Origin of the sequence: Pseudomonas mucidolens (assembly GCF_900106045.1) — a bacterium.
Lineage (GTDB): Bacteria > Pseudomonadota > Gammaproteobacteria > Pseudomonadales > Pseudomonadaceae > Aquipseudomonas > Aquipseudomonas mucidolens.
On sequence record NZ_LT629802.1, the window covers coordinates 5,129,943 to 5,156,903 of the forward strand.

At 60.2% G+C, this 26,961-nt stretch carries 27 protein-coding genes and 1 pseudogene; 9 read left to right on the forward strand and 19 right to left on the reverse strand.

Features of this window, described 5'->3' with window-relative positions:
- Positions 1 to 87 precede the first annotated feature (87 nt).
- On the forward strand, positions 88 to 468 hold the full coding sequence (locus tag BLU75_RS23545) for a helicase (RefSeq protein WP_084381549.1): 381 nt from the start codon (positions 88 to 90) through the stop codon (positions 466 to 468).
- A 64-nt stretch (positions 469 to 532) separates the two neighbouring features.
- On the opposite strand, the gene BLU75_RS23550 is transcribed toward BLU75_RS23545, so the two are convergent.
- From BLU75_RS23550 to exbB, 6 genes are all read right to left on the reverse strand, one after another.
- On the reverse strand, positions 533 to 1,927 hold the full coding sequence (locus BLU75_RS23550; protein ID WP_090221571.1) for an aminoacyl-tRNA deacylase and HDOD domain-containing protein: 1,395 nt from the start codon (positions 1,925 to 1,927) through the stop codon (positions 533 to 535).
- Positions 1,928 to 2,005: 78 nt separating this feature from the next.
- A complete protein-coding gene (recG, locus tag BLU75_RS23555) occupies positions 2,006 to 4,081 on the reverse strand; it encodes an ATP-dependent DNA helicase RecG (protein ID WP_084381547.1) in 2,076 nt (691 codons plus the stop codon).
- A 9-nt stretch (positions 4,082 to 4,090) separates the two neighbouring features.
- Positions 4,091 to 5,011 (reverse strand): hydrogen peroxide-inducible genes activator, encoded by a 921-nt coding sequence (locus BLU75_RS23560; RefSeq protein ID WP_084381546.1) that lies wholly within the window; start codon positions 5,009 to 5,011, stop codon positions 4,091 to 4,093.
- A gap of 145 nt (positions 5,012 to 5,156) precedes the next feature.
- Positions 5,157 to 5,909, reverse strand: a complete 753-nt coding sequence (locus tag BLU75_RS23565; RefSeq protein WP_084381545.1) for an energy transducer TonB family protein — start codon at positions 5,907 to 5,909, stop codon at positions 5,157 to 5,159.
- Positions 5,906 to 6,331: a TonB system transport protein ExbD gene (exbD, locus tag BLU75_RS23570; protein WP_084381544.1), complete on the reverse strand. Its 426-nt coding sequence runs from the start codon at positions 6,329 to 6,331 to the stop codon at positions 5,906 to 5,908. Before exbD ends, BLU75_RS23565 begins: the two co-directional genes overlap by 4 nt.
- Before the next feature lie 6 nt (positions 6,332 to 6,337).
- Positions 6,338 to 7,360 (reverse strand): tonB-system energizer ExbB, encoded by a 1,023-nt coding sequence (exbB, locus tag BLU75_RS23575; protein WP_084381543.1) that lies wholly within the window; start codon positions 7,358 to 7,360, stop codon positions 6,338 to 6,340.
- 187 nt (positions 7,361 to 7,547) lie between these two features.
- Here exbB and BLU75_RS23580 point away from each other — a divergent pair, with 187 nt between their 5' ends.
- On the forward strand, positions 7,548 to 8,399 hold the full coding sequence (locus tag BLU75_RS23580; RefSeq protein WP_084381542.1) for an SDR family oxidoreductase: 852 nt from the start codon (positions 7,548 to 7,550) through the stop codon (positions 8,397 to 8,399).
- Between the two features lie 43 nt (positions 8,400 to 8,442).
- Here the strand turns inward: BLU75_RS23580 and BLU75_RS23585 are convergent, their stop codons facing one another.
- The 6 genes from BLU75_RS23585 to BLU75_RS23610 form a co-directional block, all read right to left on the reverse strand.
- Complete coding sequence (locus BLU75_RS23585; RefSeq protein ID WP_084381541.1) at positions 8,443 to 9,186, reverse strand: hypothetical protein; 744 nt, start codon at positions 9,184 to 9,186, stop codon at positions 8,443 to 8,445.
- A gap of 56 nt (positions 9,187 to 9,242) precedes the next feature.
- Positions 9,243 to 9,623: a RidA family protein gene (locus BLU75_RS23590; protein WP_003176922.1), complete on the reverse strand. Its 381-nt coding sequence runs from the start codon at positions 9,621 to 9,623 to the stop codon at positions 9,243 to 9,245.
- A 36-nt stretch (positions 9,624 to 9,659) separates the two neighbouring features.
- Positions 9,660 to 11,765 carry a bifunctional GTP diphosphokinase/guanosine-3',5'-bis pyrophosphate 3'-pyrophosphohydrolase gene (gene spoT / locus BLU75_RS23595; protein ID WP_084381540.1) on the reverse strand — a complete coding sequence of 702 codons (2,106 nt, stop codon included), beginning with the start codon at positions 11,763 to 11,765 and terminating at the stop codon, positions 9,660 to 9,662.
- A gap of 60 nt (positions 11,766 to 11,825) precedes the next feature.
- On the reverse strand, positions 11,826 to 12,089 hold the full coding sequence (rpoZ, locus tag BLU75_RS23600; protein ID WP_003176920.1) for a DNA-directed RNA polymerase subunit omega: 264 nt from the start codon (positions 12,087 to 12,089) through the stop codon (positions 11,826 to 11,828).
- A gap of 167 nt (positions 12,090 to 12,256) precedes the next feature.
- Positions 12,257 to 12,877, reverse strand: a complete 621-nt coding sequence (gene gmk / locus BLU75_RS23605; protein ID WP_084381539.1) for a guanylate kinase — start codon at positions 12,875 to 12,877, stop codon at positions 12,257 to 12,259.
- Positions 12,878 to 12,887: 10 nt separating this feature from the next.
- On the reverse strand, positions 12,888 to 13,751 hold the full coding sequence (locus tag BLU75_RS23610) for a YicC/YloC family endoribonuclease (protein WP_084381538.1): 864 nt from the start codon (positions 13,749 to 13,751) through the stop codon (positions 12,888 to 12,890).
- 421 nt (positions 13,752 to 14,172) lie between these two features.
- Here BLU75_RS23610 and rph point away from each other — a divergent pair, with 421 nt between their 5' ends.
- A complete protein-coding gene (gene rph / locus BLU75_RS23615) occupies positions 14,173 to 14,895 on the forward strand; it encodes a ribonuclease PH (protein ID WP_084381537.1) in 723 nt (240 codons plus the stop codon).
- Positions 14,896 to 14,918: 23 nt separating this feature from the next.
- On the forward strand, positions 14,919 to 15,287 hold the full coding sequence (locus tag BLU75_RS23620; protein ID WP_084381536.1) for a DUF4870 domain-containing protein: 369 nt from the start codon (positions 14,919 to 14,921) through the stop codon (positions 15,285 to 15,287).
- Positions 15,288 to 15,359: 72 nt separating this feature from the next.
- Here the strand turns inward: BLU75_RS23620 and BLU75_RS23625 are convergent, their stop codons facing one another.
- A complete protein-coding gene (locus BLU75_RS23625) occupies positions 15,360 to 16,139 on the reverse strand; it encodes an exodeoxyribonuclease III (protein WP_003176915.1) in 780 nt (259 codons plus the stop codon).
- An 82-nt stretch (positions 16,140 to 16,221) separates the two neighbouring features.
- On the opposite strand from BLU75_RS23625, the gene pyrE reads away from it, so the two are divergent.
- Positions 16,222 to 16,869, forward strand: a complete 648-nt coding sequence (gene pyrE / locus BLU75_RS23630; RefSeq protein WP_084381535.1) for an orotate phosphoribosyltransferase — start codon at positions 16,222 to 16,224, stop codon at positions 16,867 to 16,869.
- A 147-nt stretch (positions 16,870 to 17,016) separates the two neighbouring features.
- On the opposite strand, the gene argB is transcribed toward pyrE, so the two are convergent.
- The 4 genes and pseudogenes from argB to coaBC form a co-directional block, all read right to left on the reverse strand.
- Positions 17,017 to 17,922 carry an acetylglutamate kinase gene (argB, locus tag BLU75_RS23635; RefSeq protein ID WP_084381534.1) on the reverse strand — a complete coding sequence of 302 codons (906 nt, stop codon included), beginning with the start codon at positions 17,920 to 17,922 and terminating at the stop codon, positions 17,017 to 17,019.
- Between the two features lie 19 nt (positions 17,923 to 17,941).
- Positions 17,942 to 19,345 (reverse strand): annotated as a pseudogene (locus BLU75_RS23640) (phosphomannomutase/phosphoglucomutase); the annotation flags it as partial.
- A 255-nt stretch (positions 19,346 to 19,600) separates the two neighbouring features.
- Positions 19,601 to 20,056, reverse strand: coding sequence for a dUTP diphosphatase (gene dut, locus BLU75_RS23645; RefSeq protein ID WP_084381532.1), 456 nt, complete (start codon positions 20,054 to 20,056; stop codon positions 19,601 to 19,603).
- 5 nt (positions 20,057 to 20,061) lie between these two features.
- Positions 20,062 to 21,270, reverse strand: coding sequence for a bifunctional phosphopantothenoylcysteine decarboxylase/phosphopantothenate--cysteine ligase CoaBC (coaBC, locus tag BLU75_RS23650; protein ID WP_084381531.1), 1,209 nt, complete (start codon positions 21,268 to 21,270; stop codon positions 20,062 to 20,064).
- Positions 21,271 to 21,401: 131 nt separating this feature from the next.
- On the opposite strand from coaBC, the gene radC reads away from it, so the two are divergent.
- Complete coding sequence (gene radC, locus BLU75_RS23655) at positions 21,402 to 22,076, forward strand: RadC family protein (protein ID WP_084381530.1); 675 nt, start codon at positions 21,402 to 21,404, stop codon at positions 22,074 to 22,076.
- A 48-nt stretch (positions 22,077 to 22,124) separates the two neighbouring features.
- On the opposite strand, the gene BLU75_RS23660 is transcribed toward radC, so the two are convergent.
- Entirely contained in the window at positions 22,125 to 23,717 is a 1,593-nt protein-coding gene (locus BLU75_RS23660) for an ABC transporter substrate-binding protein (RefSeq protein WP_084381275.1), read from the reverse strand.
- 458 nt (positions 23,718 to 24,175) lie between these two features.
- Between BLU75_RS23660 and rpmB the strand changes: the two genes are divergently transcribed.
- Together rpmB and rpmG are read left to right on the forward strand one after the other, a co-directional pair.
- A complete protein-coding gene (gene rpmB / locus BLU75_RS23665) occupies positions 24,176 to 24,409 on the forward strand; it encodes a 50S ribosomal protein L28 (protein ID WP_007920377.1) in 234 nt (77 codons plus the stop codon).
- An 11-nt stretch (positions 24,410 to 24,420) separates the two neighbouring features.
- Positions 24,421 to 24,576 (forward strand): 50S ribosomal protein L33, encoded by a 156-nt coding sequence (rpmG, locus tag BLU75_RS23670; RefSeq protein ID WP_003176906.1) that lies wholly within the window; start codon positions 24,421 to 24,423, stop codon positions 24,574 to 24,576.
- A 290-nt stretch (positions 24,577 to 24,866) separates the two neighbouring features.
- Here rpmG and BLU75_RS23675 read toward each other — a convergent pair whose 3' ends face one another.
- Positions 24,867 to 25,229 carry a cupin domain-containing protein gene (locus BLU75_RS23675; protein ID WP_084381276.1) on the reverse strand — a complete coding sequence of 121 codons (363 nt, stop codon included), beginning with the start codon at positions 25,227 to 25,229 and terminating at the stop codon, positions 24,867 to 24,869.
- A gap of 228 nt (positions 25,230 to 25,457) precedes the next feature.
- Between BLU75_RS23675 and BLU75_RS23680 the strand changes: the two genes are divergently transcribed.
- Positions 25,458 to 26,951, forward strand: a complete 1,494-nt coding sequence (locus BLU75_RS23680; RefSeq protein WP_084381277.1) for an aldehyde dehydrogenase — start codon at positions 25,458 to 25,460, stop codon at positions 26,949 to 26,951.
- The last annotated feature ends 10 nt before the right edge of the window (positions 26,952 to 26,961 follow it).

Sequence of the window (26,961 nt, forward strand, 5' to 3'; positions counted from 1 at the left end):
TTCTGCTAATGCGCAAGATCGGTGGTGTTCTGCCTGCAAATCGTTAAACTGCTGCGGCCACTTAATAATTACATTGAGGCCGTGTGCATGAAATTTCGTTTTCTTTTGTGGGTGCTGGGCCTGATGATGAGCAGAGCCAGCCGCTCCAACCCTGCCTTCCAGCAACAGTTGGGTGACAAGGACTTGGCGTTTCAGCTGCAGACCCTCGACGGCAAGGTTGCCCGGCACTTCATCGTCAAGGATCAGCGCATCACCAGCCGCTCGGGTGTTCACCCGCAGCCTGCGTTTGCCATCGCCTTTAAAGACGCCGCCTACGGCTTTGCCACGATGCAGGCGAAGAACAAGCAGCTGGCGTTCATGACGGGGATTCAGGACAAATCGATCCAGATCAAGGGCAATCCGGCGTTGGTGATCTGGTTCCAGGGTTTGACCAAATATCTGAAGCCGAAGAAAAAACCCAAGGCTTGAGAGACGGGCGTAAGACCGAAATCACTACCTGCCAACCTCCAGGCCACAGCCTTGGAACCCAGCCTCAGTGGAACTGGGACGCCAGTTCGCGCAACAGCACTTCGGCATCGAGTACCTTACTCACCACATCTTCGGCCTTGTCGCGACTCAGGCCCAGACGTTCCAGCAGTTCGTCGGGGATCTGGGCGTCAGGGCCGGCGCCGATGCCACGGCTGCGCAGTAGGCGCACAGCCAGGCACACCAGGTTTGGATACTCCGCGTATTGACCGTCGTAGGCAGGATCATGCTGGAAGCGCAGGGCGGTGGACAGTTCGTCCGGCATGTCCCAGTAACGCATCAGCCAGGCGCCGATCTGCTCGCGACTGATCCCCAGCAAATGTTGCTCGACGTAGCTGTGGCACAGGTGCGGGTTGACCTCCAGGTGCCGGCAGATCAGCGAGAAGTGCGGCGGGAACACGTGCGCCAGCAACAGGTAGCCGAAGTTGTGCAACAGGCCGGCGAGGTAAGTCAGGCCCGCTTCCGGGCGCTGGGCGCGTGGCATGGCGCGGGTCAGGCCTTCGATCACCGCTGCGGTGTAGATGGATTGGTGCCAGTACGGTGTGGCCTGTTGTGGGTGGTCTTTGGGCAAACTCAAGGTTTTGCCCAACGCCAGGCCCAGGGCCAGGTTGATCACCAGATCAAAGCCCAGCACCCGCACAATTGCATCCTCTACCGAACGGATTTTTCCCGGTGAGGCGTAGTACGGCGAGGCCGCCCAACTCACCACTTGCGCGGCGAGAGCTGGATCCGTTTCCACCACGCCGGTGATGTCGTCGATGGTGGCGTTGGGATCGACTCGGAGCTTGATGATCTTCTGCGCGGTGTCGGCCAGCGGCGGGATTTCAATGGTAGCTTCCAGGCGTTGCTGGATGCGCCGCACGGTAAACGCCTGCACCGCCTGGGTGATTTCGTCGCGGTCGTCATTCGGGCGGTCAAAGTTGGGCTGGATGTTGCTCAGGGGCTCGCCAAAGTTGGCGGCGCTGGCGTTGCTCAACAAGCGTTTGAAGTCGTCAGTGGAGACTTCCAGCAGCACCGAGGCTTCACCCGAGGGAACCAGCAACGTGGGCTCGCGCAGCAGACTTTCTTCGTAAAGGCACGGCGAACTGGTCAACGGTGGTATGCCGGGCAACTGGCTGAGGTTGTGTTTGCCGAGCATGCGCTCCAGGCGGTCCGGCGAGACGGCAGTCAGCTTGCGGCCGGTCAGTTCGGTGAGACGATTGAGGTCCAGCAACTGGTCATGGGGAAACAGCACCATGAGCGTGCCCACGGCATCATCGAGCAGTACGGCTTGAACTCTTCGCGCCGGATTCAGGCCAGCATGTTCGACAACTTCCGTATAGCTGATGGCGAGTGTTGCAAGCAGATCGCGAATGACCATGGGTACGGTCGGCGGAACTGTGGCGTGGGCAACTTCTGACATGGCCGAATCCAATTTCCTACATTTCGTAGGAGTATAACCAGCTTGGTCCGAGTGGGGGTCGACTAAGTGAGCACGCCGTCACACTTGACCGTATTGCTGGCCGTGCCGCAACCAGCGATCCAGCAACGGGCTGACGTGTTGTGGCCAGCGCTCCAGCAATGCCTGGGCCGCGTCGCGCACCGCGGGGAGTAAATCGGCATCGCGCATCAGGTCAGCGACCTTGAATTGCAGCAGCCCGGTCTGGCGGGTGCCGAGCATCTCGCCGGGGCCACGCAGCTCCAGGTCTTTTTCAGCGATCACGAAACCGTCGTTGGTTTCACGCATGATTCCCAGGCGCTGGCGCCCAATCTGCGACAGCGGCGGGTGGTAGAGCAGCACACAGTGACTGGCGGCGCTGCCCCGACCGACGCGGCCGCGCAATTGGTGCAACTGCGCCAGACCAAGCCGTTCGGGGTTCTCGATGATCATCAGGCTGGCATTGGGCACGTCGACGCCGACTTCAATCACCGTGGTGGCCACCAGCAGTTGCAGGTTGCCGGCCTTGAATTCGGCCATTACCGCGGCTTTTTCCGCCGACTTCATACGGCCGTGGATCAGCCCGACCTTGAGCTCGCCCAACGCGCTGGTGAGGTCTTCGTAAGTGGTTTCAGCAGCCTGGCAAGTGAGTTCTTCCGACTCTTCGATCAGCGTACACACCCAATAGGCCTGACGTCCTTCGGCGCAGGCGCCGCGCACCCGTTCGATGACTTCGACGCGTCGGGTATCAGTGACCAGCACGGTGTTGACCGGGGTCCGGCCGGGCGGCAGTTCGTCGAGGATCGAGGTATCGAGGTCGGCGTAGGCGCTCATGGCCAGGGTGCGCGGGATCGGTGTGGCGGTCATGATCAATTGGTGCGGGCTCATGCGGCCGCCCACGCCTTTCTGACGCAAGGCCAGGCGTTGTTGCACGCCGAAACGATGCTGTTCGTCGATGATCACCAATGCCAGGTTCTTGAACTGCACTTCGTCCTGGAACAGCGCATGAGTGCCGACCACCATCGGCGCGCCAGCGGCGATCTGCTCCAGGGCTGCCAGCCGATTCTTGCCTTTGAGCTTGCCGGCCAGCCACGCCACTTCCAGGCCCAGCGGTTCGAGCCAGCGCTTGAAGGTGATGAAATGCTGTTCGGCGAGAATCTCGGTGGGCGCCATCAGCGCCACTTGATAGCCGGCTTCCAGGGCCTGCAGCGCGGCGAGGGCGGCAACCACGGTTTTACCAGCGCCCACGTCGCCCTGGATCAGGCGCAGCATCGGCTCTTGCTGACTGAGGTCGTAGGCGATTTCGTTACCGACCCGTTGCTGAGCGCCGGTTGGCGCGAAGCCCAGGTTCGCCAGGTACTGCGCTGGCAGGCGAGTGGCCTTGGGCATCGCCGGGGCGCGCAGCGAGCGCATGCTTTCGCGCAGGCGCTGTTGGGACAGTTGATGGGTCAACAGTTCTTCGAACGCCAGGCGATGCTGGGCCCAGTGATGACCAAGGGCCAATTCGTCGACGTCGGCATCGGCTGGCGGATGATGCAGGTAGCGAATCGCATCATCCAGCGGTGCCAGTTGGTAGTCGCGGGCCAACTCTTGAGGCAGCCAGTCAGGCAGGCTTTTCGGGCCCAGCAGCGTCAGGGTCTGCTGGCACAACTGGCGCAGGCGCTGTTGGGTCAGACCTTCGGTCAGCGGGTAGATTGGCGTGAGCGTGGTATCAACCGGTGGTGGCTCGTCGCCGGTAATGGCGCGGTATTCCGGGTGGTAGATTTCCAGCCCCGAAGCGCCAGGTCGAGCTTCGCCGTAGCAACGTACGCGGGTGCCGCGCTTGAGGCCTTCTTTTTGCGCGTTGCTGAAATGGTAAAAGCGCAGGCTCAGGCCGCCGGTGCCATCCTGCAGACGCACCACCAGGCTGCGGCGCTTGCCCATCACTACGTCGGCGCCGCTGACGGTGCCTTCGATCACCGCGTCCTGCCCAGGGCGCAGATGGCCGATGGGCACCACGCGAGTGCGATCCTGATAACGCAATGGCAGATGAAACAGCACGTCCTGGAGATTCTCCAGGCCAACCTTGGCCAGCTTCTCGGCCATGGCTTCGCCGACACCCTTGAGTGCCGTCACCGATACCTGTGACAACTCGCTCATGACGGCAACTTAGCTCGCGGCGGGCGGCTTGGCCACCGAGCACAGGCGGATCGAGTCGGCGAGGATTTCGATGGCTTTTGGCCGTGGGAAGCTCGCGCGCCAGGCAATCGCCACGGTGCGAAACGGTACCGGTGGCGTCAGTGGACGTACTTCAATCACGCCGGCGGCATAGTGATGACTGTCCACGGCCGATAGCGGCAGGATCGAAATACCCAGGCCCGACGCGACCATATGGCGAATGGTTTCCAGGGAGCTGGATTCCACGGTGGTGTGTTTGGCACCGTCGTTACCCTTGGTCAGGGTCGGGCAGGCTTCCAGCACCTGGTCGCGGAAGCAGTGGCCTTCACCGAGCAGCAGCAGACTCTTGTCGTTGAGCAGGCCGGCGTCGATGGTGTCTTTTTTGGTCCACGGATGGGACGCGGGCATCAGTACGTAGAACGGCTCGTCGTAGAGCGGCAAGGTCAGCACGTCCGCTTCGTTGAAGGGCAGCGCGATGATGATCGCGTCCAGCTCGCCGTTGCGCAGTTTGTCGCGCAGCACGTGGGTGAAATTCTCTTCGATATACAGCGGCATCTGCGGCGCGACGCGGTGCAGTTGCGGAATCAGGTGCGGGAACAGGTACGGTCCGACGGTGTAAATGGCGCCGACCTTCAGCGGTGCGGTCAGTTGGTTCTTACCGGCCTGGGCCAACTCGCGGATGCTTTGCGCCTGTTCCAGTACCTTCTGGGCCTGGGCAACAATGCCTTCGCCTACCGGCGTAAGGCGCACGGCGCTTTTGCTGCGCTCGAAAATCAGCACACCGAGTTCGTCTTCAAGCTTCTTCACGCCCACCGACAGGGTCGGCTGGCTGACATGGCAACGTTCAGCCGCATGGCCGAAGTGTTGCTCTTGGGCGAGGGTCACGATGTAGCGTAATTCTGTAAGAGTCATAGCGGGCGTCCATGAGGTTGCGGCCAAGCATACCGGCTGCAATCGATAGACGCACGTTATCAGAACTTTGGCAGGGATTGACCCGATGCCAGGGTCAATTTTGATCAAATGTGGGAGCGAGCCAGCTCGCCCCCACATTCAGCCGCTAGCGGCGACGTTTCTCGATGTTGTAGACAAACGGGGCAGTGATTTCGATGCTGCCATTCGTCAGCATGTGGGGCGGTGGCTTGGGCAGCGGTTGGGCACGACGAATCATGTCCAGCGTGGCGCGGTCGAGGTCGGCGTTGCCGGAACGCCCCGTCAGTTCGTAGGAGAGTACCTTGCCTTCGGCATCCACCACGAACCGCAAGCGATTCAAGCCTTCCTTGCCACGGGCTTGAGCGCCTGGTGGGTACTTTTTGTACTTCGCCAGGTGGCCGAGCAAGGTGCTTTGCCAAGTGGCCTTGGCGGCGATTTGCGCAGGCGAAGGGCCGGGGGTTGGCTGCGCCGATTTTTCCGCGGGCGCGTTATTCTGAGGGGATTCGCTGGGCGGCTTTTCGGAAGGTTTTTCCTTGGGTGGCTCAGGCTTTTTCTCAGGTTTTGGCGGCTGCGGTTTTGGCTTGGGCTTGGGCTTGACCGGTTTGGGCGCTGCAATGGTCGGCTTTGGCGCTTCGGCCAGTTTCGGCAATGGCAGTTCTTCGACCGGTTCGGGCGGTTGCGGTGGCGTCACCACCTTCGGTGGAGCCGGAGGTGGCGGGGCCGGCATCGGCGCCAGGTCGATGACCATGGCGGCCGGTGGCAGCTGGACCACCTGGGGCGCCGACCACTGGAGCGCGATGATAATCGCGACGGCGTGGACGCCCAGCACGACGGCGAGGCTGCTGCCATATCGCGTCAGTTTGTGGCGCGTCGTGATCATTTCTTGGCTGCCGTCTCAAGTCCGACCAGGCCTACCTTGAGGTAGCCGGCTGCCCGCAGGGCATCCATCACGCTCATCAGGTCGCCATAGTCCACGCCTTTGTCGGCTTGGAAGAAAATCGTCGTGTCTTTCTTGCCCTGGGTCTTGGCGTCGAGCACCGCACCGAGGGTTTCGGATTTGACTTCCTCTTCGCCCAGGAACAGGCGTTGATCGGCCTTGACGCTGAGAAACACCGGTTTCTCCGGCCGTGGCGCGGGTTTCGCGCTGGAAGCCGGGAGGTCGACCTTGATGTCGACCGTCGCCAAGGGGGCCGCCACCATGAAAATGATCAGCAGCACCAGCATCACGTCGATAAACGGTGTGACGTTGATTTCGTGGTTTTCGACGAGTTCGTCGTCGCCTTGATTCAAATGCAGGCCCATGGCCGATTACCCCACTTTCACCATGTGCGGTTGCGAGCTGCGCTCGGTAGGCTGGTGATCGAGGTCACGGCTGACCAGCAACAAGACTTCAGCCGAAGCGTCCGACACCTGGGCCTTGTAGCCGGCGATGGAGCGGGCGAAGACGTTGTAGATGACCACCGCGGGAATCGCGGCCACCAGGCCCAGCGCCGTTGCCAGCAAGGCTTCGGCGATACCCGGGGCCACGACGGCGAGGTTGGTGGTCTGGGTCTTGGCGATGCCGATAAAGCTGTTCATGATGCCCCATACGGTACCGAACAGGCCGACGAACGGCGCGGTGGAACCGATGGTCGCCAGTACGCCGGTGCCGCTGCTCATGTTGCGGCCACAGGCTGCAACCAGGCGCTCAAGGCGGAAGCTGACCCGTTCCTTGATGCCTTCTTTCTCGCGACTGTTGGCCGACAGGCGCATTTCTTCCAGCGCATCGTGAACCAGCAGGTGTGCCAGCGTGCCCTTGATCGCCGCGCTTTCGCTGGCTTCTTTCAGGGTGGTGGCTTTTTTCAGGTTGGCGATTTCGGAGCGCAGGCGGCGTTTGGCACCCAGCAGTTCGAAGCCTTTGGCGATCCAGATGGTCCAGGTGATGATCGAGGCAATGGCCAGGCCGATCATCACGATTTTCACGATGATGTCAGCGTTCTGGTACATGCCCCAGGGCGACAGGTCGTGGGCCATGCCCAAGGTGTTGTCTTCTTCCAGCACGACGCCGGACTCGTCAGCCGGGGCCAGGCCATCGGCGGCGGCCGGATCGCTGGCGACAGGCGCTGCCGCCGGTGCGTCAGGTGCTGCTGCGTTTTGCTCTGGTGCTGGTGCCGGTGCTGGTGCCGGTGCGGCTGCGGGCGTGGCAGCAGGCTGTGTGGCCGGAGCCGTGGCATCGGCGAACGCGGCGGTCGGTGCCAGCAGAGCGCTGAACAGCAGCGCAGCAATCGCGCGCCAGGCGCGAGATGGGCTGTGAAGCTTGGTTGGCGAAGCGGGAAGTTTATTGCGTGTCATGCTGGCCGGACCTGAGAGAAAAAATGAGTGATCGTCCTTCCAGACCTTGAGGGTCGAGGACAAATGGGCGGTTATTATTGCAAGTAATTCTTGTTAACAAAAGTAATACAGTAACTTTATTTGTGCTTTTTCTGGCCGCTGGTCACTTGCGAAGGCTAATCTAGACCTTTGAGAACGGAGTTTTGTGATGTCTGCGCCTTCTGTTGTGATTGCCGGTTGCGGCGATGTGGGTAGCCGTCTGGCGACCCAGTTGCTGGCTTGGAATTGGGAGGTTTATGGCCTGCGACGAAGTATCTCTCGCCTGCCGGAAGGGGTGATCGGTATTGCCGGTGATTTGTTCGACAAAGAGTGTCCTGAAACCTGGCCAGTGGGCGGCGTGGATTACCTGGTGTACTGCGCGGCGGCGACCGACCATGACGAGGCAGGCTATCGAAAGGCCTATGTCGAAGGTTTGCAGCATGTGCTCGAGTGGCTGAACGATTATGGTCAGGCGCCCAAGCAGCTTTTATTTGTATCCAGCAGCAGCGTGTACGGTCAGCAGAACGGCGAATGGGTCGACGAGTCTTCTGAGACTCAGGCACAGGGTTATTCCGGGCAGGTGATGTTGGAGGCCGAGCAGGTAGCGCTCAACAGTGGCATTGCTGCGAGCATTGTGCGTTTGACCGGGATCTACGGTCCGGGCCGCGAGTGGCTGCTGACTCAGGTGCGCCGAGGTTACCGTGTGGCAACCGATCCGCCTTTGTATGGGAACCGCATCCACGCGGATGACGCGGCGGGCCTGTTGGCCTTTTTGCTGCGGCATGTGGAGCAGGGCGGTGGGTTGGACAAGGTCTATATCGGTGTCGACGATGCACCAGCGCCGCTGGCGGACGTCGTTGGCTGGTTGCGTGAATATCTGGGTGTTACCGAGTGGGCGGAAGACGCCAGTGTGCGGCGCGCGGGCAGCAAACAATGCAGCAACGCCCGAGCCAGGGCGCTGGGCTGGGCGCCGACGTACCCGAGTTACCGCGAAGGTTACACCGCCATTCTGAAAGGCTGACCCCTGCCAGGCAGGAGCCACAAAGCCGGCTCCTGCAAGGGGTTTACTGTTTTTCCAGCAACCACTGGCGTGGCCCCGGGGTAAACGAAGGCACTTCGTCTGCCTGGGACGTATTGATCGCCTGGAAGATCTCCAATTGCTTGCCGCTGCGCGCAAAAATCCACGGATTGCCCTGGCCGCCTTGCTGCAGCCAGACGCTGTCGTAGCCGCCGCTCATCGACGCGCAATCGCCAGCGAGGCACAGCGAGTATTGATCTACGCCTGGCAGGCCGCTTACCTGGCCATTGGCCTGGAAGTGCACGGTGGCGCCTGCGCCATTTCCGCTGCTGATTGTCCAGCTGCCACCCATATAGGAGGCGTACAGCGCTCGCTCGAAGCTGGCGCCGAGTGGCGCGCCTTCCGGGGCTGGCTCACTGGGGCGATCAAACAGTTGCTCGGGCTCATTGTCATTGGCCGCTTGCAGCAGTTGTCTGCCATCGCGCTTGAGCTCAGTGGTCGAGCTGCCATAGAAGTCAACGCTCCAGATGCCGGACTTTTCCCCCAGCAGCTTACCTTCGGGACGCTCAAAGCCGTTGAAATAGCGCGCCTGGCTGGCCTTGGTGTTGACCTCCCATTCGAGGTTCGGGCCGTAGGCTTGCAACGCTTCACGCAAAGGGCCGCCCTGGGATGCGGCGTCAATGGCCACCTGATTGATCCAGGTGCCGCTGACGTCACGGTCGGCAGGATTGCTGGCGCAGCCGCTGAGTAGCAGCGCGAGCAGCGAGGAAGCAACGAGCGCTTTGCGCATGACGAAATCCTTTTAAAACGAAGTCGGCGCAACCGCTAGGGATTGCGCCGCAGGTATTACTCGATGACCAGAATTGCATCCATCTCAACCTGCGCGCCCTTTGGCAGGGCAGCAACGCCAATGGCGGCGCGGGCTGGGTAAGGCTGTTCGAAGTATTTGCCCATGATCTCGTTGACCTTGGCGAAGTGGCTCAGGTCGGTGAGGAAAATGTTCAGCTTGACGATGTCCTTGAACGAACCGCCAGCGGCTTCGGCCACCGACTTGAGGTTTTCAAAGACCTGGACGGTTTGCGCTTCGAAGCCTTCAACCAGCTCCATGGTTTTTGGGTCCAGCGGGATCTGGCCGGACATGTAGACGGTGTTGCCCGCCTTGATCGCCTGGGAGTAGGTGCCGATGGCAGCAGGTGCCTTGTCGCTGGTGATAACAGTCTTGGTCATGAATGACTCCTTGTAGTGTCTGGGCTGTAGGGGGCGTCATGCACGCATGCGCGTGATGCGGATAACGCCGGTCAGGGCGCGCAGTTTCTTGATCACGCGGGCCAGGTGTACGCGGTCGTGGACGCTGACCACCAGTTGGACCACGCTGATGCGACCGTCGCGTTCGTCCATGCTGATTTTCTCGATATTGCCATCGGCCGCGTTGACGCTGCTGGCCAGCAGCGCGATCAGGCCACGCTGGTGTTCCAGCTCCACCCGCAGCTCGACGTTGAATTCGCCGGTGACATCCTTGGCCCAGGACAGCTGGATGCATTTTTCCGGGTTGTGGCGGACTTCACTGATATTGCGGCAGTTGTCCAAGTGCACCACCATGCCTTTGCCGGCGGACAGGTGCCCGACAATCGGGTCTCCCGGGATCGGTGTGCAGCACTTGGCATAGCTGAGCACCAGGCCTTCGGTGCCGCGAATGGCCAGCGGGCCTTCGGGGCTTGGCAGTTGTTCGCCTTCGCCGAGTAGTCGGCGGGCCACCACATAGGCCATGCGATTGCCCAGGCCGATGTCTTCGAGCAAATCCTCGATGGTTTCCTGGCGATACTCGTGGAGCATTGCCTGCACGCGCTCGGTGGAAATCTTGTCGAGGGCGCTGTCAAAGCCGTTGAGCACCTTGTTCAGCAGGCGTTCGCCGAGACTGATGGACTCGGAGCGGCGTTGCAGTTTCAAGGCGTGACGAATGTGGGTGCGAGCCTTGCCCGTCACCACGAAGTTCAGCCATGCCGGGTTCGGGCGTGCACCTGGTGCGCTGACGATTTCCACCGTGGAGCCGCTTTGCAGGGGTTCCGACAGCGGCGCGAGGCGGCGGTTGATGCGGCAGGCGATGCAGCTGTTGCCGACGTCGGTGTGTACCGCGTAGGCGAAATCGACCGCCGTGGAGCCCTTGGGCAGCTCCATGATCCGGCCTTTGGGCGTGAACACGTAGACCTCGTCCGGGAACAGGTCGATCTTCACGCTTTCGATGAATTCCAGCGAGTTGCCGGCACGTTGCTGCATTTCCAGCACGCCCTTGACCCACTGTCGGGCGCGGGCATGGGTACCTTTGGGCTGCTCGTCACCCGAGGATTTGTAGAGCCAATGGGCGGCGATGCCGTTGTTGGCCATCTCTTCCATTTCCCGCGTGCGGATCTGGATCTCGATCGGCACCCCGTGCATGCCGAACAGCGTGGTGTGCAGCGACTGGTAGCCGTTGGCCTTGGGAATGGCGATGTAATCCTTGAAGCGCCCCGGCAGGGGTTTGTACAAATTATGTACAGCGCCCAGCACACGGTAGCAGGTATCGACCTTGTCGACGATGATCCGGAACGCGTAGACGTCCATGATCTCGTTAAAGGCCCGACGCTTGCCGCGCATCTTCTTGTAGATGCCGTAGATGTGCTTCTGGCGGCCGCTGACTTCACCTTCAATCTCATCGATTGCCAGGCAATGGCTCAGGGACTCTTCGATCTTGTTGACGATTTCCTTGCGATTGCCCCGGGCGCGCTTGACCGCCTGGTAGATGCGCGCGGAACGCATCGGGTGCATGGCTTTGAAACCGAGGTCTTCGAATTCGATACGAATGGCGTGCATGCCCAGCCGATTGGCGATGGGCGCGTAGATTTCCAGGGTTTCCTTGGCAATGCGTCGGCGTTTTTCGCCGGACAACACTTCCAGTGTGCGCATGTTGTGCAAGCGGTCGGCCAGCTTGACCAGGATCACCCGGATATCCCGGGCCATGGCCATGGCCATTTTCTGGAAGTTTTCCGCCTGGGCTTCGGCCTTGGTTTCGAAGTTCATCTGGGTCAGTTTGCTGACCCCGTCGACCAGATCGGCCACGGTTTCGCCAAATTGCGCAGAGAGCGCCTCTTTGGCAATACCGGTGTCTTCGATCACGTCATGCAGCATCGCGGCCATCAGGCTCTGATGGTCCATGTGCATGTCGGCAAGAATATTGGCCACTGCAAGAGGATGCGTGACGTACGCCTCGCCGCTGCGGCGGCGCTGGCCGTCGTGGGCTTGTTCGGCGTAGAAATACGCTCGGCGGACCAGGTTGACCTGGTCTGGGCCGAGGTAGGTCGATAAGCGATCGGCGAGGGCGTCTATGCTCGGCAAAGTGTGAACTCCTGCCGCGGGCGTTGACCCCGCGCCGTGCTACGTCGACCAGGCATAGGCTTAGACGGCCTCGTTGGACTCATCCTCGAACGCTGCAAACAGCGGTTCGTCTTCAACGATTTCGGCATTGGCGATGAACTCGTAGCTCATCAGGCCTTCAGCGATTTCGCGCAGGGCCACAACGGTAGGCTTGTCATTTTCCCACTGCACCAGTGGCTCTTTGCCGCCAGTGGCCAATTGACGGGCACGCTTGGTAGAGAGCATGACCAGCTCAAAGCGGTTATCCACGTGTTCTAGGCAGTCTTCAACGGTTACGCGGGCCATGGTATTCCTCGGAGCGAATGCAAGATGCGCGCTGCCCGGTTGGGCGAGCGGACTGAACAGTTTAAAAAATCACCAGCGTTTAGGGAAGCGCTGATTTTTTGCAGGCCATCGCAAGCACGCTACAGGTGCCAATGTAAGGCCCTTACAGCGGTTTTGGGAAGAGCCAATCAGCCAAGCAGTTCGGCCAATAATTTACCAAAACGCTGCTGCTGACGCTTTTGCTGCAACTGATTGCTGCGAAAAATCGCCTGCAGATCGTCCAGGGCATGGGCAAAGTCGTCGTTGATGATCAAGTAGTCGTAGTCGACGTAGTGGCTCATTTCGCTGACCGCTTCACGCATGCGGCCTTCAATGATCTCGTCGCTGTCTTGTCCGCGGTTGGTCAAGCGCTGGTGCAAGGCTTCAAGCGACGGCGGCAGGATGAAGATCGAACGGGCTTTCGGCATCAGTTGGCGCACCTGTTCGGCACCCTGCCAATCGATTTCCAGGATCAAGTCATGGCCTTCGTCCAGGGTTTGCTGCAGATGACTCTGGGAGGTGCCATAGAGGTTGCCGAACACCTCGGCGCGCTCGAGGAAGTCACCGTGCTCGATCATTTTCACGAACTCGCTGCGTTCGACGAAATGATAGTTCACGCCGTTCACTTCGCCGGGGCGCATGGCCCGCGTGGTGTGAGAGACCGAGACACGGATCTCTTGATTGGCGTCGGTCAGGGCCTTGACCAGACTGCTCTTGCCCGCGCCCGAAGGGGCGGAAATGATGTACAGGGTGCCAGTGCTGTGGGTCATGGGAGGTGCCTTACTCAATATTCTGTACTTGTTCACGCATCTGCTCGATCAACACTTTGAGGTTGACCGCGGCCGTGGTGCTGCGCGGGTCGAAAGCTTTGGAGCCCAGTGTATTGGCTTCGCGGTTGAGTTCCTGCATCAGGAAGTCGAGGCGTCGACCAGCGGCACCGCCGGACTTGAGCACCCGGCGTACTTCCAGGATGTGGGTGCTCAGGCGGTCGAGTTCTTCGGCGACGTCGCTCTTCTGTGCCAGCAGGACCATTTCCTGCTCCAGGCGCACGGGATCGAGATCGGCCTTCATGTCGGTGAAGCGGTCGAGGACTTTCTGGCGCTGAGTGGCGAGCATCTGTGGCACCAGTTCGCGCAGGGTCAGCACGTCTTGCTCGATAGCGTTCAAGCGTTCATTGATCAGGCGCGCGAGTTCCGCGCCTTCGCGCTCACGGCCGGCCTTGAGTTCCTTGAGGCCTTGATTGAACAGGGCCAGCGCCTCGGCGTTGAGGGCTTGCGGATCGGTGGCATCGGCCACCAGCACGCCGGGCCAGGCCAGGACTTCCAGTGGGTTCAGCGCGGCCGGCTGTTTGATCAGGCCGGCGATGATTTCGGCCGCGGCGACCAGTTGCGCGGCACGCTCGCGGTCGACCTGCAGCGGCTTGCCGGTGGTCTCTTCGGTGAAGCGCAGGGTGCATTCCAGCTTGCCGCGGGAGATACCGGCGCGCAGCGCTTCGCGCACCGCGCCTTCGAGGTCGCGAAAAGATTCCGGCAAGCGCAGGTGCGGTTCCAGGTAGCGGCTGTTGACCGAGCGCAACTCCCAGCTCAGGGTGCCTTGGGCGCCGGCTTTTTCGACGCGGGCGAAGGCGGTCATGCTGTGCACCATGGAGGTACCTCGCGATGCAGTCCCGTAAAAACGGGCTGATAGGTAAATTGAAGCCGACAAGCTAATGCTGTTCTGTAGGAGCGGGCTTGCTCGCGAAAAACGTCAACGATAACGCGTGTTTCCTGGATAAACGCGGTGCCTATGAGTTCTTCGCGAGCAAAGACTAGGCGTGCCCCTCGCTCCTACAAAAAATCTTAACTGAACGGCATTGCGCTCCTACGGCGGGCCTTAAGCCGACAGGCTGCGAAGGCGCAGGATTGTAGCGCAACTGGACGGGCTGCCCCAAACAGTGGCTGTGACAAAGGTTGGCAAGCTCGGTTCGGGGCCATCCATTCGTAACCGAATTTATTAGAAGTGCCCTGAATCGGTTGGCGGCTCTATAATGTTCGGCAGTTTTTCGTCCTCAGTACAGGTATCCCCTATGAAACGTCCAAGTGGTCGCGCTGCCGATCAGCTCCGCTCGATCCGCATCACCCGCAACTACACCAAACACGCCGAGGGATCCGTACTGGTCGAGTTTGGCGATACCAAGGTTATCTGCACCGTCAGCGTCGAAAATGGTGTGCCGCGTTTCCTCAAGGGGCAGGGCCAGGGTTGGTTGACCGCTGAATACGGCATGCTGCCCCGAGCCACCGGCGAACGTAACCAGCGTGAAGCCAGCCGTGGCAAGCAGGGCGGTCGCACCCTGGAAATCCAGCGCCTGATCGGCCGTTCCCTGCGTGCGGCGCTGGACATGTCCAAGCTGGGCGACGTTACCCTGTACGTCGACTGCGATGTGATCCAGGCCGACGGCGGCACGCGCACTGCGTCCATTACTGGCGCCATGGTTGCCCTGGTCGACGCCTTGGCAGTCATCAAGAAGCGCGGCGGCCTGAAAAGCGGCGACCCGCTCAAGCAAATGATCGCCGCTGTATCGGTGGGCATGTACCAGGGCGAGCCGGTGCTGGACCTGGACTACCTTGAGGACTCGGCCGCCGAGACTGACTTGAACGTGGTGATGACCAGCACCGGTGGTTTCATCGAAGTGCAGGGCACCGCCGAAGGCGCGCCGTTCCAGCCGGCCGAGTTGAACGCCATGCTGGCGTTGGCGCAGAAAGGCATGACCGAGATATTCGAACTGCAGAACGTCGCACTGGCTGACTGACGTCAGCCTTGAGGAGAAAGGCCATGAGTGACAATCAGCTTCCCGTGCCAGTCCCGGACAAGGAGGTGCGCCAGTGGGCCATGCTTTGTCACTTCGCGGCCTTTTTCGGGCTGGTGTTTCCATTCGGCAGCCTGCTCGGACCGTTGATCCTGTGGCAGGTAAAGAAGGACATGGACCCACTCATCGATGATCAAGGCAAGGAGGCGCTGAACTTCCAGATCACCGTGGCTATCGCCTGGGTGGTCTGCATTGTGCTGGGGTTTGTGGTGATTGGCTTCCTGCTGATGGCAGTTGTGGTGATCGCCGCGTTGGTGCTGACGATTATCGCCGGCATCAAGGCCAACAAGGGGGTCGCTTACCGTTATCCCCTGACCTGGCGGCTGATCAAGTAACCAGCGTCCACAAAAAAACCGACATCGCTGTCGGTTTTTTTGTGCCTGGACTTTGCTGTCTGGACAATGACCTCAGATGGTCAGGGTCCAGTCGTAGTCCACAATCAGTGGCGCGTGCTGTGAAAAGCGCGGCTGACGTGGCAGGCGTGCGCTACGCACAAAGCGACGCAGGCCCGGGGTCAGCAACTGGTAGTCGAACCGCCAGCCCAGGTTGAGCATCTCAGCCTGTTCGTTATCCGGCCACCAGCTGTACTGATCGCCTTCACGGCTGACTTCGCGCAGGGCGTCCACATAGCCCATATTGCCGACAATCTCGTCCATCCAGGCCCGTTCCGGCGCCAGGAAGCCCGGTGATTGCTGGCTGTCGCGCCAGTTCTTGATATCCAGCTTCTGTTGCGCCACATACAGCGAGCCACAATAAATGTACTCGCGACGTTTACGCCGCTGTTTATCCAGGTAACGGGCGAAATCGTCCATTAGCTTGAACTTCTGGTTCAAGTCTTCATCGCCATTCTGCCCTGATGGAAGCAGCAAGGTCGCGATGCTGACCTTGTCGAAATCGGCTTGCAGGTAGCGCCCGTAGCGGTCGGCTGTCTCGAAGCCGAGGCCGCTGATGACCGCCTTGGGTTGCAACCGCGAATACAAAGCCACGCCACCTTGGGCAGGGACTTCGGCATCGCAGGCATAAAGGAAGTAGCCATCCAGTTGGAAGGCTGGGTCGTCCAGTTCAAAGGCGGAGGCGCGGGTGTCCTGCAGGCAGATGACGTCAGCATTCTGGGCTTGCAGCCAACTGAGCAAACCACGCTCGACTGCAGCCTGAATACCATTAACGTTCACACTGATGATCCGCATAAATGGCCCCAAAAATCACGTGCGTGTATGATACACGCCGTCCACCTAATTAGCTAAATCCGTGGTATCTGAGGCTTTTTTCATGCAGGCGTATCAACGCGATTTCATTCGTTTTGCCATCGATCGCGGGGTTTTGCGCTTCGGTGAGTTCACCCTCAAGTCCGGGCGCACCAGCCCGTATTTCTTCAATGCCGGCCTGTTCAATTCGGGTTCGGCGCTGGCTCAGCTCGGTCGTTTCTACGCCGCCGCCATTGTTGAAAGTGGTATTTCCTTCGATGTGCTGTTTGGTCCGGCCTACAAAGGTATTCCTTTGGCTGCCGCGACAGCCGTGGCGCTGGCCGAACACCACGGGCGGGATTTGCCATGGTGCTTCAACCGCAAGGAAGCCAAGGCCCATGGCGAAGGCGGTAGCCTGGTCGGGGCTGCACTGCAGGGCGATGTGCTGATTATCGACGACGTGATCACCGCGGGCACAGCCATTCGTGAAGTGATGCAGATCATCGCCTCCCAGGACGGCGCCAAGGCCGCGGGCGTGCTGATTGCACTGAACCGTCAGGAACGTGGCAACGGTGAGTTGTCGGCGATCCAGGAAGTGGAGCGCGATTTCGCGATTCCGGTGGTGAGCATTGTTTCGTTGAACCAGGTCTTGCAGTTTTTGGAAGACGATCCACAGCTCAAGCAGCACCTGCCGGCGGTCAAGGCGTACCGCGAGCAGTTCGGCGTTCAATAAGCGCCGAGCAATAAAAAGCCCCACCTTCTGTAAGAGCGAGCTTGCTCGCGAAGAACGTTAACGATGCCGCGTTTATTCTGGATAAGCGCGGCGTCCTCAAGTTTTTCGCGAGCAAGCTCGCTCCTACAGAGGGTGGGGCTTTTGTGCTTAAGGACGCTTGCGATTGCTGATCAGCGTACCCATGCCGGTGTCGGTGAAGATTTCCAGCAGGACCGCATTCGGTACCCGGCCATCGATGATCAACGAGCTACCGACGCCGCCTTGTACCGCTTCCAGTGCGCAACGAATCTTCGGCAGCATGCCGCCGTAGATGGTGCCGTCAGCGATCAGGTCGTCCACCTGCTGGGTGGTCAAGCCAGTCAGCACCTGACCCGCCTTGTCCATCAGGCCGGCGATGTTGGTCAGCAGCATCAGCTTTTCGGCCTTCAGTGCTTCGGCAACTTTGCCGGCCACCAGGTCGGCGTTGATGTTGTAGGACTCGCCATTGGCGCCTACGCCGATAGGTGCGATGACCGGAATGAAGTCGCCTTTTACCAACAGGTTCAGCAGGTCGGTGTTGATCCCGATCACTTCGCCCACCTGGCCGATGTCGATGATTTCCGGCTGGGTCATTTCAGGCGTCTGGCGGGTGACGGTGAGTTTCTTCGCCCGGATCAGTTCCGCGTCTTTGCCGGTCAGGCCAATGGCGCTGCCGCCATGACGGTTGATCAGATTGACGATGTCCTTGTTGACCTGGCCGCCGAGGACCATTTCCACGACGTCCATGGTCTGCGCATCGGTAACGCGCATGCCGTCGATGAAGTGACTCTCAATGGACAGGCGCTTGAGCAGATCGCCGATTTGCGGGCCGCCACCGTGTACCACCACGGGGTTGATCCCGACGGCTTTCATCAACACGATGTCGCGGGCAAAGCCGGTTTTCAGCTCTTCGCTTTCCATGGCGTTGCCGCCGTACTTGATCACCAGCGTCTTGCCGACATAGCGTCGAATGTAAGGCAACGCTTCGGAAAGGACCTTGGCGGTATTGGCGGCGGCTTCGCGTTCGAGGGTCATTCAGGGCTCCGGGCAAAAATCAGAACGGTAATTGGAGATCAGGGGCAACACGTTTCAACTGGGCGTGGAACACGTCCTTGATGCGCTGCAACTCGGCCTCGGTATCCGCCTCGAAACGCAGGACCAGCACCGGTGTGGTGTTGGAAGCGCGAACCAGGCCCCAGCCTTCGGCATAATCGACTCGCACACCATCAATGGTGGTCAGGCTGGCACCTTCGCCCCATTGCGCATCGTGCAGTGCATCAATGATGCTGAATTTGCTCTCTTCGGTCACATGGATATTGATTTCCGGCGTGGAAATATCATTCGGGAAGGTCTGGAACAGCGCTTCTGCCGTGGATTTTTCCTTGCTGAGGATTTCCAGCAGGCGCGCGGCGCTGTAAATGCCGTCATCAAAACCGAACCAGCGTTCCTTGAAGAACACGTGGCCGCTCATTTCGCCGGCCAACAGGGCGCCGGTTTCCTTCATTTTTTTCTTGATCAGCGAGTGACCGGTCTTCCACATCAGTGGGCGGCCACCATATTCCTTGATCAGTGGCGTCAGGCGACGGGTGCATTTCACGTCGAAGATGATCTCGGCGCCGGGATTGCGCGCCACCACATCGCGGGCGAACAGCATCAGCAAGCGGTCCGGGAACACGATATTGCCGGTGTTGGTCACCACGCCGACACGGTCGCCGTCGCCGTCGAACGCGAGGCCGACATCGGCGCCGACTTCTTCGACCTTGGCGATCAGGTCCACCAGGTTCTCAGGCTTGCCCGGATCCGGATGATGGTTGGGGAAGTTGCCGTCAACCTCGCAGAACAGTGGGATCACTTCGCAGTTCAGGGCTTCGAGCAGTTGCGGGGCGATCACACCGGCCGCGCCGTTGCCGCAATCCACCACCACTTTCAGGCGACGCTCGAGCTGGATGTCGCCGGTGATTTCATCCGAGTAGCGCTGGAGAATATCGACTCGGGTGATGCTGCCTTCGCCGCTGGTCAGGTCATTGGTCTTGAGGCGCGTGTGCAGCGCCTGGATCTGCTCGTTGGCCAGGGTGTCGCCCGCGATTACGATCTTGAAGCCATTGTAGTCCGACGGGTTGTGGCTGCCGGTGAGCATCACGCCCGACTTGCCAGCCAGTACGTTGGCGGCGTAGTACAGCGCAGGCGTCGGCACCAGGCCGACATCGCTGACATGGCAGCCGCTGTCGGCCAGGCCCTGAATCAGCTGTTCAACCAACTCCGGGCCCGACAGGCGGCCGTCGCGGCCCACTGACACGTTGGGTTCGCCCTGAGCCAGGCTCTGTGAACCAATGGCGCGGCCGATCCAGTAGGCGGTTTCGGCGGTCAGGGTTTTCGGGACGACGCCACGGATGTCGTAGGCGCGGAAAATGCTGTCGGGAAAGCTCGGTGCGACGTGGGCTGCGTTGCTCATCACTGGGAAACTCCATCGATACGGTGCGGGGCAGGCCTGAATATTGCTGAACAGCAGGCTCGGGCTGAAAGGTAAGACGGTGTTTCTGGCATAGAGTTCGTGGAGCAAAAGTGCCATCGCCGCCGCAATACAGCTTTTTTGTCTATTTAATACATTGATTTTTAAACAAAAATCGCGCTGGTCAGCACGCCTTATTCGTCTTCCTTGAGGGGGATGCGTTGCCCGCAAGCCGGGTCGGGCACCCGGCCTGTCTCAGCGTATTCAGTGGCTGCCGGAATGCCCGAAACCGCCTGCGCCACGCTGAGTCTCGTCAAATTCTTGCACCAGTTCGAAGTGTGCCTGCACCACCGGCACCAGCACCAGTTGTGCAATGCGTTCACCGACGGCGATGTTGAATGCAGTTTGGCCACGGTTCCAGCAGGACACCATCAGTTCGCCCTGGTAGTCGGAATCGATCAGGCCCACCAGGTTGCCCAGCACGATGCCGTGTTTGTGGCCCAGGCCGGAGCGCGGCAGGATCAGCGCGGCCAGACCCGGGTCGCCGACGTAAATCGACAGGCCGGTCGGGATCAGCAGGGTCTGGCCTGGCTCGAGGACGCGGTCCTCTTTGAGCATGGCGCGCAGGTCGAGCCCGGCGGAGCCTGGGGTCGCGTAGGCCGGCAGCGGGAAGTCGGTGCCGAGGCGGGTGTCGAGGATCTTGGCTTGCAAAGCGTGCATGGAAATTAAACCTGGTTCAGCCGTTGGGCGATAAAAGAGATCAGTTGGCGGGCAATCTTGCCCTTGCTGGTCTGGGCGAAAAGGGTGGCGTGCAGCGCTCGGTCGATCACGCTGCAGGCGTTTTCCTCGCTGTTGAAGCCGATGCTTGGGTTGGCGACATCATTGGCAACGATCAGGTCGAGGTTTTTGTCTTTCAACTTGCGTGCGGCGTAGTCCAGCAGGCGTTCGGTCTCGGCTGCGAAACCGACGCTGAACGGGCGGTCCGGACGGGTGGCGATGGTCGCCAGAATGTCCGGGTTGCGGACCATTTGCAGGAGCAGGCCGTCGCCACTTGTAGGGTCTTTCTTGAGTTTTTGCGGTGCAACGACTTCAGGGCGGTAGTCCGCCACTGCTGCCGAAGCGATGAACAGGTCGCAGGGAATCGCTGCCTCACAGGCCGCCAGCATGTCCCGGGCGCTGACCACGTCGATGCGCGTGACCCGATCCGGGGTCGGTAAATGCACCGGGCCGGTGATCAGTGTGACGCGAGCGCCTGCCTCAACCGCGGCTTCGGCCAGGGCAAAGCCCATTTTTCCTGAGCTATGGTTGGTGATGTAGCGCACCGGGTCGATGTTTTCCTGGGTCGGGCCGGCGGTGATCAACACGTGTTTGCCGGTCAGCGCCAGGTGCTGGAAGCACTCCGCGGCACACAGCGCCAGGTCGGTGGCTTCAAGCATCCGGCCCAGGCCGACATCGCCGCAGGCCTGGCTGCCGGAGGCCGGGCCGAAGACCTTGAGGCCACGGCTTTGCAGCAATTGGGTGTTGGCCTGGGTGGCGGGGTCGCGCCACATGGCTTGATTCATCGCCGGGGCGATGGCGACCGTGGCGTCGGTCGCCAGTACCAGAGTGGTCAGCAAGTCGTCGGCAATGCCTTGGGCGAGGCGAGCGATCAGGTCGGCGGTCGCCGGCGCGATCAGCACCAGGTCGGCCCACTTGGCCAGCTCGATATGGCCCATGGCTGCTTCGGCGGCAGGGTCCAGCAGATCCAGGTGCACCGGATGGCCGGACAGTGCCTGCATGGTCAACGGCGTAATGAATTCGCTGCCACCACGGGTCATGACCACACGCACTTCCGCGCCCTGGTCCAGAAGCCGGCGAACCAGCTCTGCGCTCTTGTAGGCGGCAATGCCGCCGCCGACGCCGAGAACGATGCGTTTCCGATACAGACGCTGCATTGGCTTGCCTTTCCAGTTCAGTGATGGCGTTGCGATCCCCCCTCCCCAGGAGAAATCGCACGCAAAAAAGAGGGCCTACGATAACACAGCGACCGCCTTGCAACAGCGGCGTACATGCATACGGAGGTGCTATGAGTATTCGCGATTGGCCTGCGGCGGAGCGGCCACGAGAGAAGCTTTTGGAGTTGGGAGCGGCGAGTCTTTCGGACGCCGAATTGCTGGCGATCTTCTTGCGTACGGGGGTGTCCGGCAAGAGTGCGGTGGACCTTGCACGCTATTTGCTGGGGCAATTCGGCAGCTTGCGTGCGTTGCTGGATGCCAGGCAGAGCGTGTTCAGCCAGCACTTGGGCCTGGGGCCGGCAAAATTCGCCCAGCTCCAGGCAGTGCTGGAGATGGCCCGACGCCACATGGCCGAGCGCCTGCGCAACGATTCGGTCCTGGAAAGTCCGGTCGCTGTGCGTAACTACCTCAAGGCACTGCTGCGTCATGAGCCCCATGAAGTGTTCGGGTGTCTGTTTCTCGATTCAAAACATCGGGTGCTGGGTTTCGAGAAGCTGTTCCAGGGCACCATCGACAGCGCCACGGTCTACCCTCGGCAAGTGGTCAAGCGCGCCCTGGATTACAACGCCGCTGCGCTGATCTTGTGTCACAACCACCCTTCGGGCAGTACTGAGCCGAGTCTCGCTGATCGAAAATTGACCAAGGAGATGCAAAGGGCCCTGGAGTTGGTGGATGTGCGGGTGCTCGATCATATTATCGTGGGCGACGGCGACCCGCTGTCGATGGTTGAATACGGGTGGATGTAGAGAGGCAGCGGCGAGCCATAAGCCGCAAGCCTCAAGTTAGGTTGCAGCTTATGGCTCGAGGCTGACCTTGGAGAAATCCTGCCGACCGAAGGGGCTGACCTGGTAGCCCTTGACTTCCTTGCGTGTCAGGGCGAAGGCGGTCGGGTGTGCCAAGGGTAGCCACAGCGCCTGCTGCTGGATTTGCGTCTGGGCCTGCTGATACAGCTTGCTGCGCACACCTTGTTCGTTGGTGGTTTTGCCCGCGCTGATCAACTTGTCCAGGGTCGGGTTGCAATAACGGGCGAAGTTGGTGCCGGACTTCACTGCCGCGCAAGCGAACTGCGGCGTCAGGAAGTTATCCGGGTCGCCATTGTCGCCGGCCCAGCCCATAAACAGCAGGTCATGCTCGCCGGCCTTGGCGCGGCGGATTAATTCGCCCCACTCGATCACGCGAATCTCGGCCTGAATGCCGACCTTGGCCAGGTCGGCTTGCAACAATTGGGCGCCCAGGTTCGGATTAGGGTTCAGCAGGCTGCCTGAGGGCCGAGTCCAGATCGTGGTCTTGAAACCGTCCTTGAGTCCGGCGCGCTCCAGCAATGCCTTGGCCTTGGCAACGTCCTGTGGATAACCGGGCAGGTCCTTGGCGTAACTCCAGGTGCTGGAAGGATAAGGGCCGTTGGCCGCTTCGGCAGTTCCTTCAAATACGGCTTTCAGGTAAGTGCTCTTGTCGAAGGCCAGGTTGATGGCCTGGCGAACCTCGGGCTTGTCCAGTGGAGGGTGCTGGCTGTTGATCGCCACAAAGGCGGTCATGAACGCGGCGGTTTTTTCAACCTTCAACTCGGCGTCCTGCCGGGCCTCGCCGATATCCAGCGGTTTGGGCGACAGGGCGATCTGGCACTCGTCACGGCGCAACTTCTGCAAGCGCACATTGGCATCCGGGGTGATGGCAAAGATCAAGTTGTCCACCGCGGGTTTGCCGGCGAAGTAATTCGGGTTGGCCTTGTAGCGAATGACTGCGTCTTTCTGGAAACGCCTGAAAACGAAGGGGCCTGTGCCGATAGGCTGGCTGTTGAGTTTTTCGGGAGTGCCGGCCTTGAGCAATTTTTCGGCGTATTCGGCCGAGTAGATCGAAGCAAAGCCCATGCTCAGCGCCGCCAGGAACGTGGAGTCGGCGTGATCCAGGGTAAAACGCACGGTCAGCGGATCCAGCGCGTCGATTTTCTTGATCAGCGCTGGCAGTTGCAGGGACTGGGCGTGGGGGAAGCCGCTTTGGGCAATCTTGTGCCATGGGTTGGCTGGGTCGAGCATGCGCTCGAAGCTGAAGCGCACATCTTCAGCGGTCAGGGTACGACTCGGATTGAAATAGCCGGTGCGGTGGAATTTGACGTCCGGGTGCAACGCGAAGGTGTAGGTCAGGCCATCCGCCGAGACTTCCCAGCTGTCGGCGAGACTGGGGACCAGCGTCGCGGTGGCGGCGTCGAACTCCACGAGGCGATTCATCAGCACATCCGCCGAAGCGTTGGTGGTGGTCAGCGAGTTGTACTGCACCACATCGAACCCTTCGGGGCTGGCCTCGGTGCAGACACTCAAGGTGGTGGCCGCCTGCGCCAGCGGCGCAATAAAAAGAGGGGCGAGCAATAGCGGTAGGGCTGCGAGGCGCATATTCGGTTTCCTTTGCAGATCGAAGGCCCATCTGCGAGTGCAGTCTGGAAAAGTCCTACCGTAGTAGGCTGGTTGGAAAATGACTAGCCCATTTTTGGCTGTGCTTTTGCGGCAAATGCTGTTTTGATGACGCCTCACGTCTTTTGGCCCGGCACTTTGCGGTGCGCGTTGGCTCGGTAAATGATTCGGTGCGACGAGCGGTGAATTTGCACTGGGCCCCGTTGTTGCGGCGGTTCAGGCCTTTGCAGGCACGATTTAGCCCAGGAAATACACACGGGTTGTTGTTGCACTGGGGTCTTTCTGGTATAAAGCAGCGCTCTTTTCTAGGGGCCCGGTTCCTTCGCTTGTAGGTGTAGCCGGTAAGACCCTTAAAGAAACGCGGCGCCTGGCGCCAAATGACTGAGAGATTAAGCGGCCAACCCATGCCGGGTTGGGCATGAGGTTTAGAGGGCTGAGGCATGTCGAGAGTCTGTCAAGTTACCGGTAAGGGTCCGGTGACTGGGAATAACATTTCCCACGCAAACAACAAAACCCGTCGTCGTTTCCTGCCAAACCTGCAGCATCACCGCTTCTGGGTTGAAGAAGAGAAACGTTTTGTCCGTCTGCGCGTATCTGCCAAAGGCATGCGCATCATCGACAAGCGTGGCATCACTGTCGTGCTCGCTGAACTGCGCCGCGACGGCAAAATCTAAGGAGCTATATCATGCGTGAATTGATTCGAATGATCTCTAGCGCCGGTACTGGTCACTTCTACACTACCGACAAGAACAAGCGTACTACCCCGGACAAGCTCGAAAAGAAAATGTTCGACCCGCGCGTTCGCAAGCACGTGATCTACAAAGAAGGCAAAATCAAGTAATTGGTTTTCTTTCTTGTGAAAAAAACCCGCATCTCACGATGCGGGTTTTTTTTGTCTTCAAAAAAGCCCTTATCGAGCGAACGCTGCCGCTTCAATTAAGCCTGAGTAAACCTTGTGGCGAGGGGGCTTGTCCCCCGTTGGGCTGCGCAGCAGCCCTGAAACCTGTCACCCCGTTTTGACTGGAGGATCGGGGGGAGACCTTTTGGGGGCTGCTGCGCAGCCCAACGGGGGACAAGCCCCCTCGCCACAGGACAAGCCCTCCCTCATCACAGCGCTCAATGGGGTTTTGATCAGGCCTTGCTTTCGAATATCACGTAGATCTTGCGGCAGGTTTCCAGCACCTCCCAGGTACCGCTGAAACCGGCTGGAATTACAAACCGGTCACCGGCGCGTAAGGTCTTGGCATTCCCGTCGACATCGCGCAACACCGAAACGCCCTGGACGATTTCGCAGTACTCGTGCTCGGTGTAGTTCACTTTCCATTGTCCGACTTCACCTTCCCAGACGCCGGCGTTCATCTGGCCGCACGGGCTGTTGTAATGGTTGTAGACGGTTTGTTGCGGATCGCCCTTGAGGATCTTCTCCGCGGCGGGGCTGTAGCGTTCGGCGGCGGTGGCGGCTTGGCTGAAGTCGACGATGGTTTGAATGCTCATGTGCGTGTCCCGTCTAGGCCCGTGGTTGTAGAGCCAAAGTCTATGTTTATTAAAATGAACATCGCAAGGGTGTTTGCCGTCGTTATGTCAAATATATTGAAACATCCCTGGCGGCTGGTTTAGGGTGGAGGGTGCCTTGAGCCGAACAGATGGCTGGCCGGGCAAGCATTCTTTGAAGGCGCCTGGGGATACCCCGGACGCTTCATTCAATAAGAGGAGGACACTCGCATGACCACCCTGACCCGTGCCGACTGGGAACAACGCGCCAAGGACCTGAAGATCGAAGGTCGCGCCTACATCAATGGCGAATACACCACCGCCGTTTCCGGCGACACGTTCGAATGCATCAGCCCGGTGGACGGGCGTTTGCTGACCAACGTTGCCAGCTGTGACGCTGCCGACGCCCAGCGCGCGGTTGAAAACGCTCGCGCCACCTTTGATTCCGGTGTCTGGTCGCGCTTGGCGCCGGCCAAGCGCAAGGCCACCATGATCCGTTTTGCCGCGTTGCTCAATGCCAACGCCGAAGAGCTGGCGCTGCTGGAAACCCTGGACATGGGTAAGCCGATCGGCGATTCCCTGGGGATTGATATCCCCGGCGCTGCCCGAGCCCTGAGCTGGAGCGGTGAAGCCATCGATAAGATTTACGACGAAGTCGCCGCGACGCCCCATGATCAGTTGGGGTTGGTGACCCGTGAACCGGTGGGCGTGGTTGCTGCCATTGTGCCGTGGAACTTCCCGCTGATGATGGCCTGCTGGAAGCTGGGGCCTGCGCTGTCCACCGGCAATTCGGTGGTCCTCAAGCCGTCCGAAAAATCCCCGCTGACGGCCATCCGCATCGCGACCCTGGCGGTCGAGGCCGGTATCCCCAAAGGCGTGCTCAACGTCCTGCCGGGCTATGGTCATACCGTGGGCAAGGCGTTGGCGCTGCATATGGACGTCGACACCCTGGTGTTCACCGGTTCCACCAAGATCGCCAAGCAATTGATGATTTACTCCGGCGAATCGAACATGAAACGCGTCTGGCTGGAGGCGGGTGGCAAGAGCCCGAACATCGTATTTGCCGATGCGCCGAATCTGCAAGCTGCCGCTGAGTCCGCCGCGGGCGCGATTGCTTTCAACCAGGGTGAAGTCTGCACCGCGGGCTCGCGCCTGCTGGTAGAGCGTTCCATCAAGGACACCTTCCTGCCATTGGTGATCGAAGCCCTCAAGGGCTGGAAACCTGGCAATCCGCTGGACCCGGCCACCAACGTCGGTGCGTTGGTGGACACCCAGCAGATGAACATCGTGCTGTCGTACATCGAAGCCGGGCATGCCGATGGCGCCAAGTTGGTAGCCGGCGGCAAGCGTACCTTGGAAGATACCGGAGGCACTTACGTTGAACCGACGATTTTCGACGGTGTGACTAATGCGATGAAAATTGCCCAGGAAGAAATCTTCGGTCCGGTACTCTCGGTGATCACCTTCGACAACGCCGAAGAAGCCGTGGCGATCGCCAATGACACGCCATACGGTCTGGCTGCCGCGGTATGGACCTCCGACCTCTCCAAGGCCCACCTGACCGCCAAGGCCCTGCGCGCAGGCAGCGTGTGGGTCAACCAGTATGACGGCGGCGATATGACTGCACCGTTTGGTGGCTTCAAGCAATCGGGTAATGGCCGTGACAAGTCGCTGCATGCGTTCGACAAATACACCGAGCTGAAGGCGACCTGGATCAAGTTGTAAGTCCGGACTC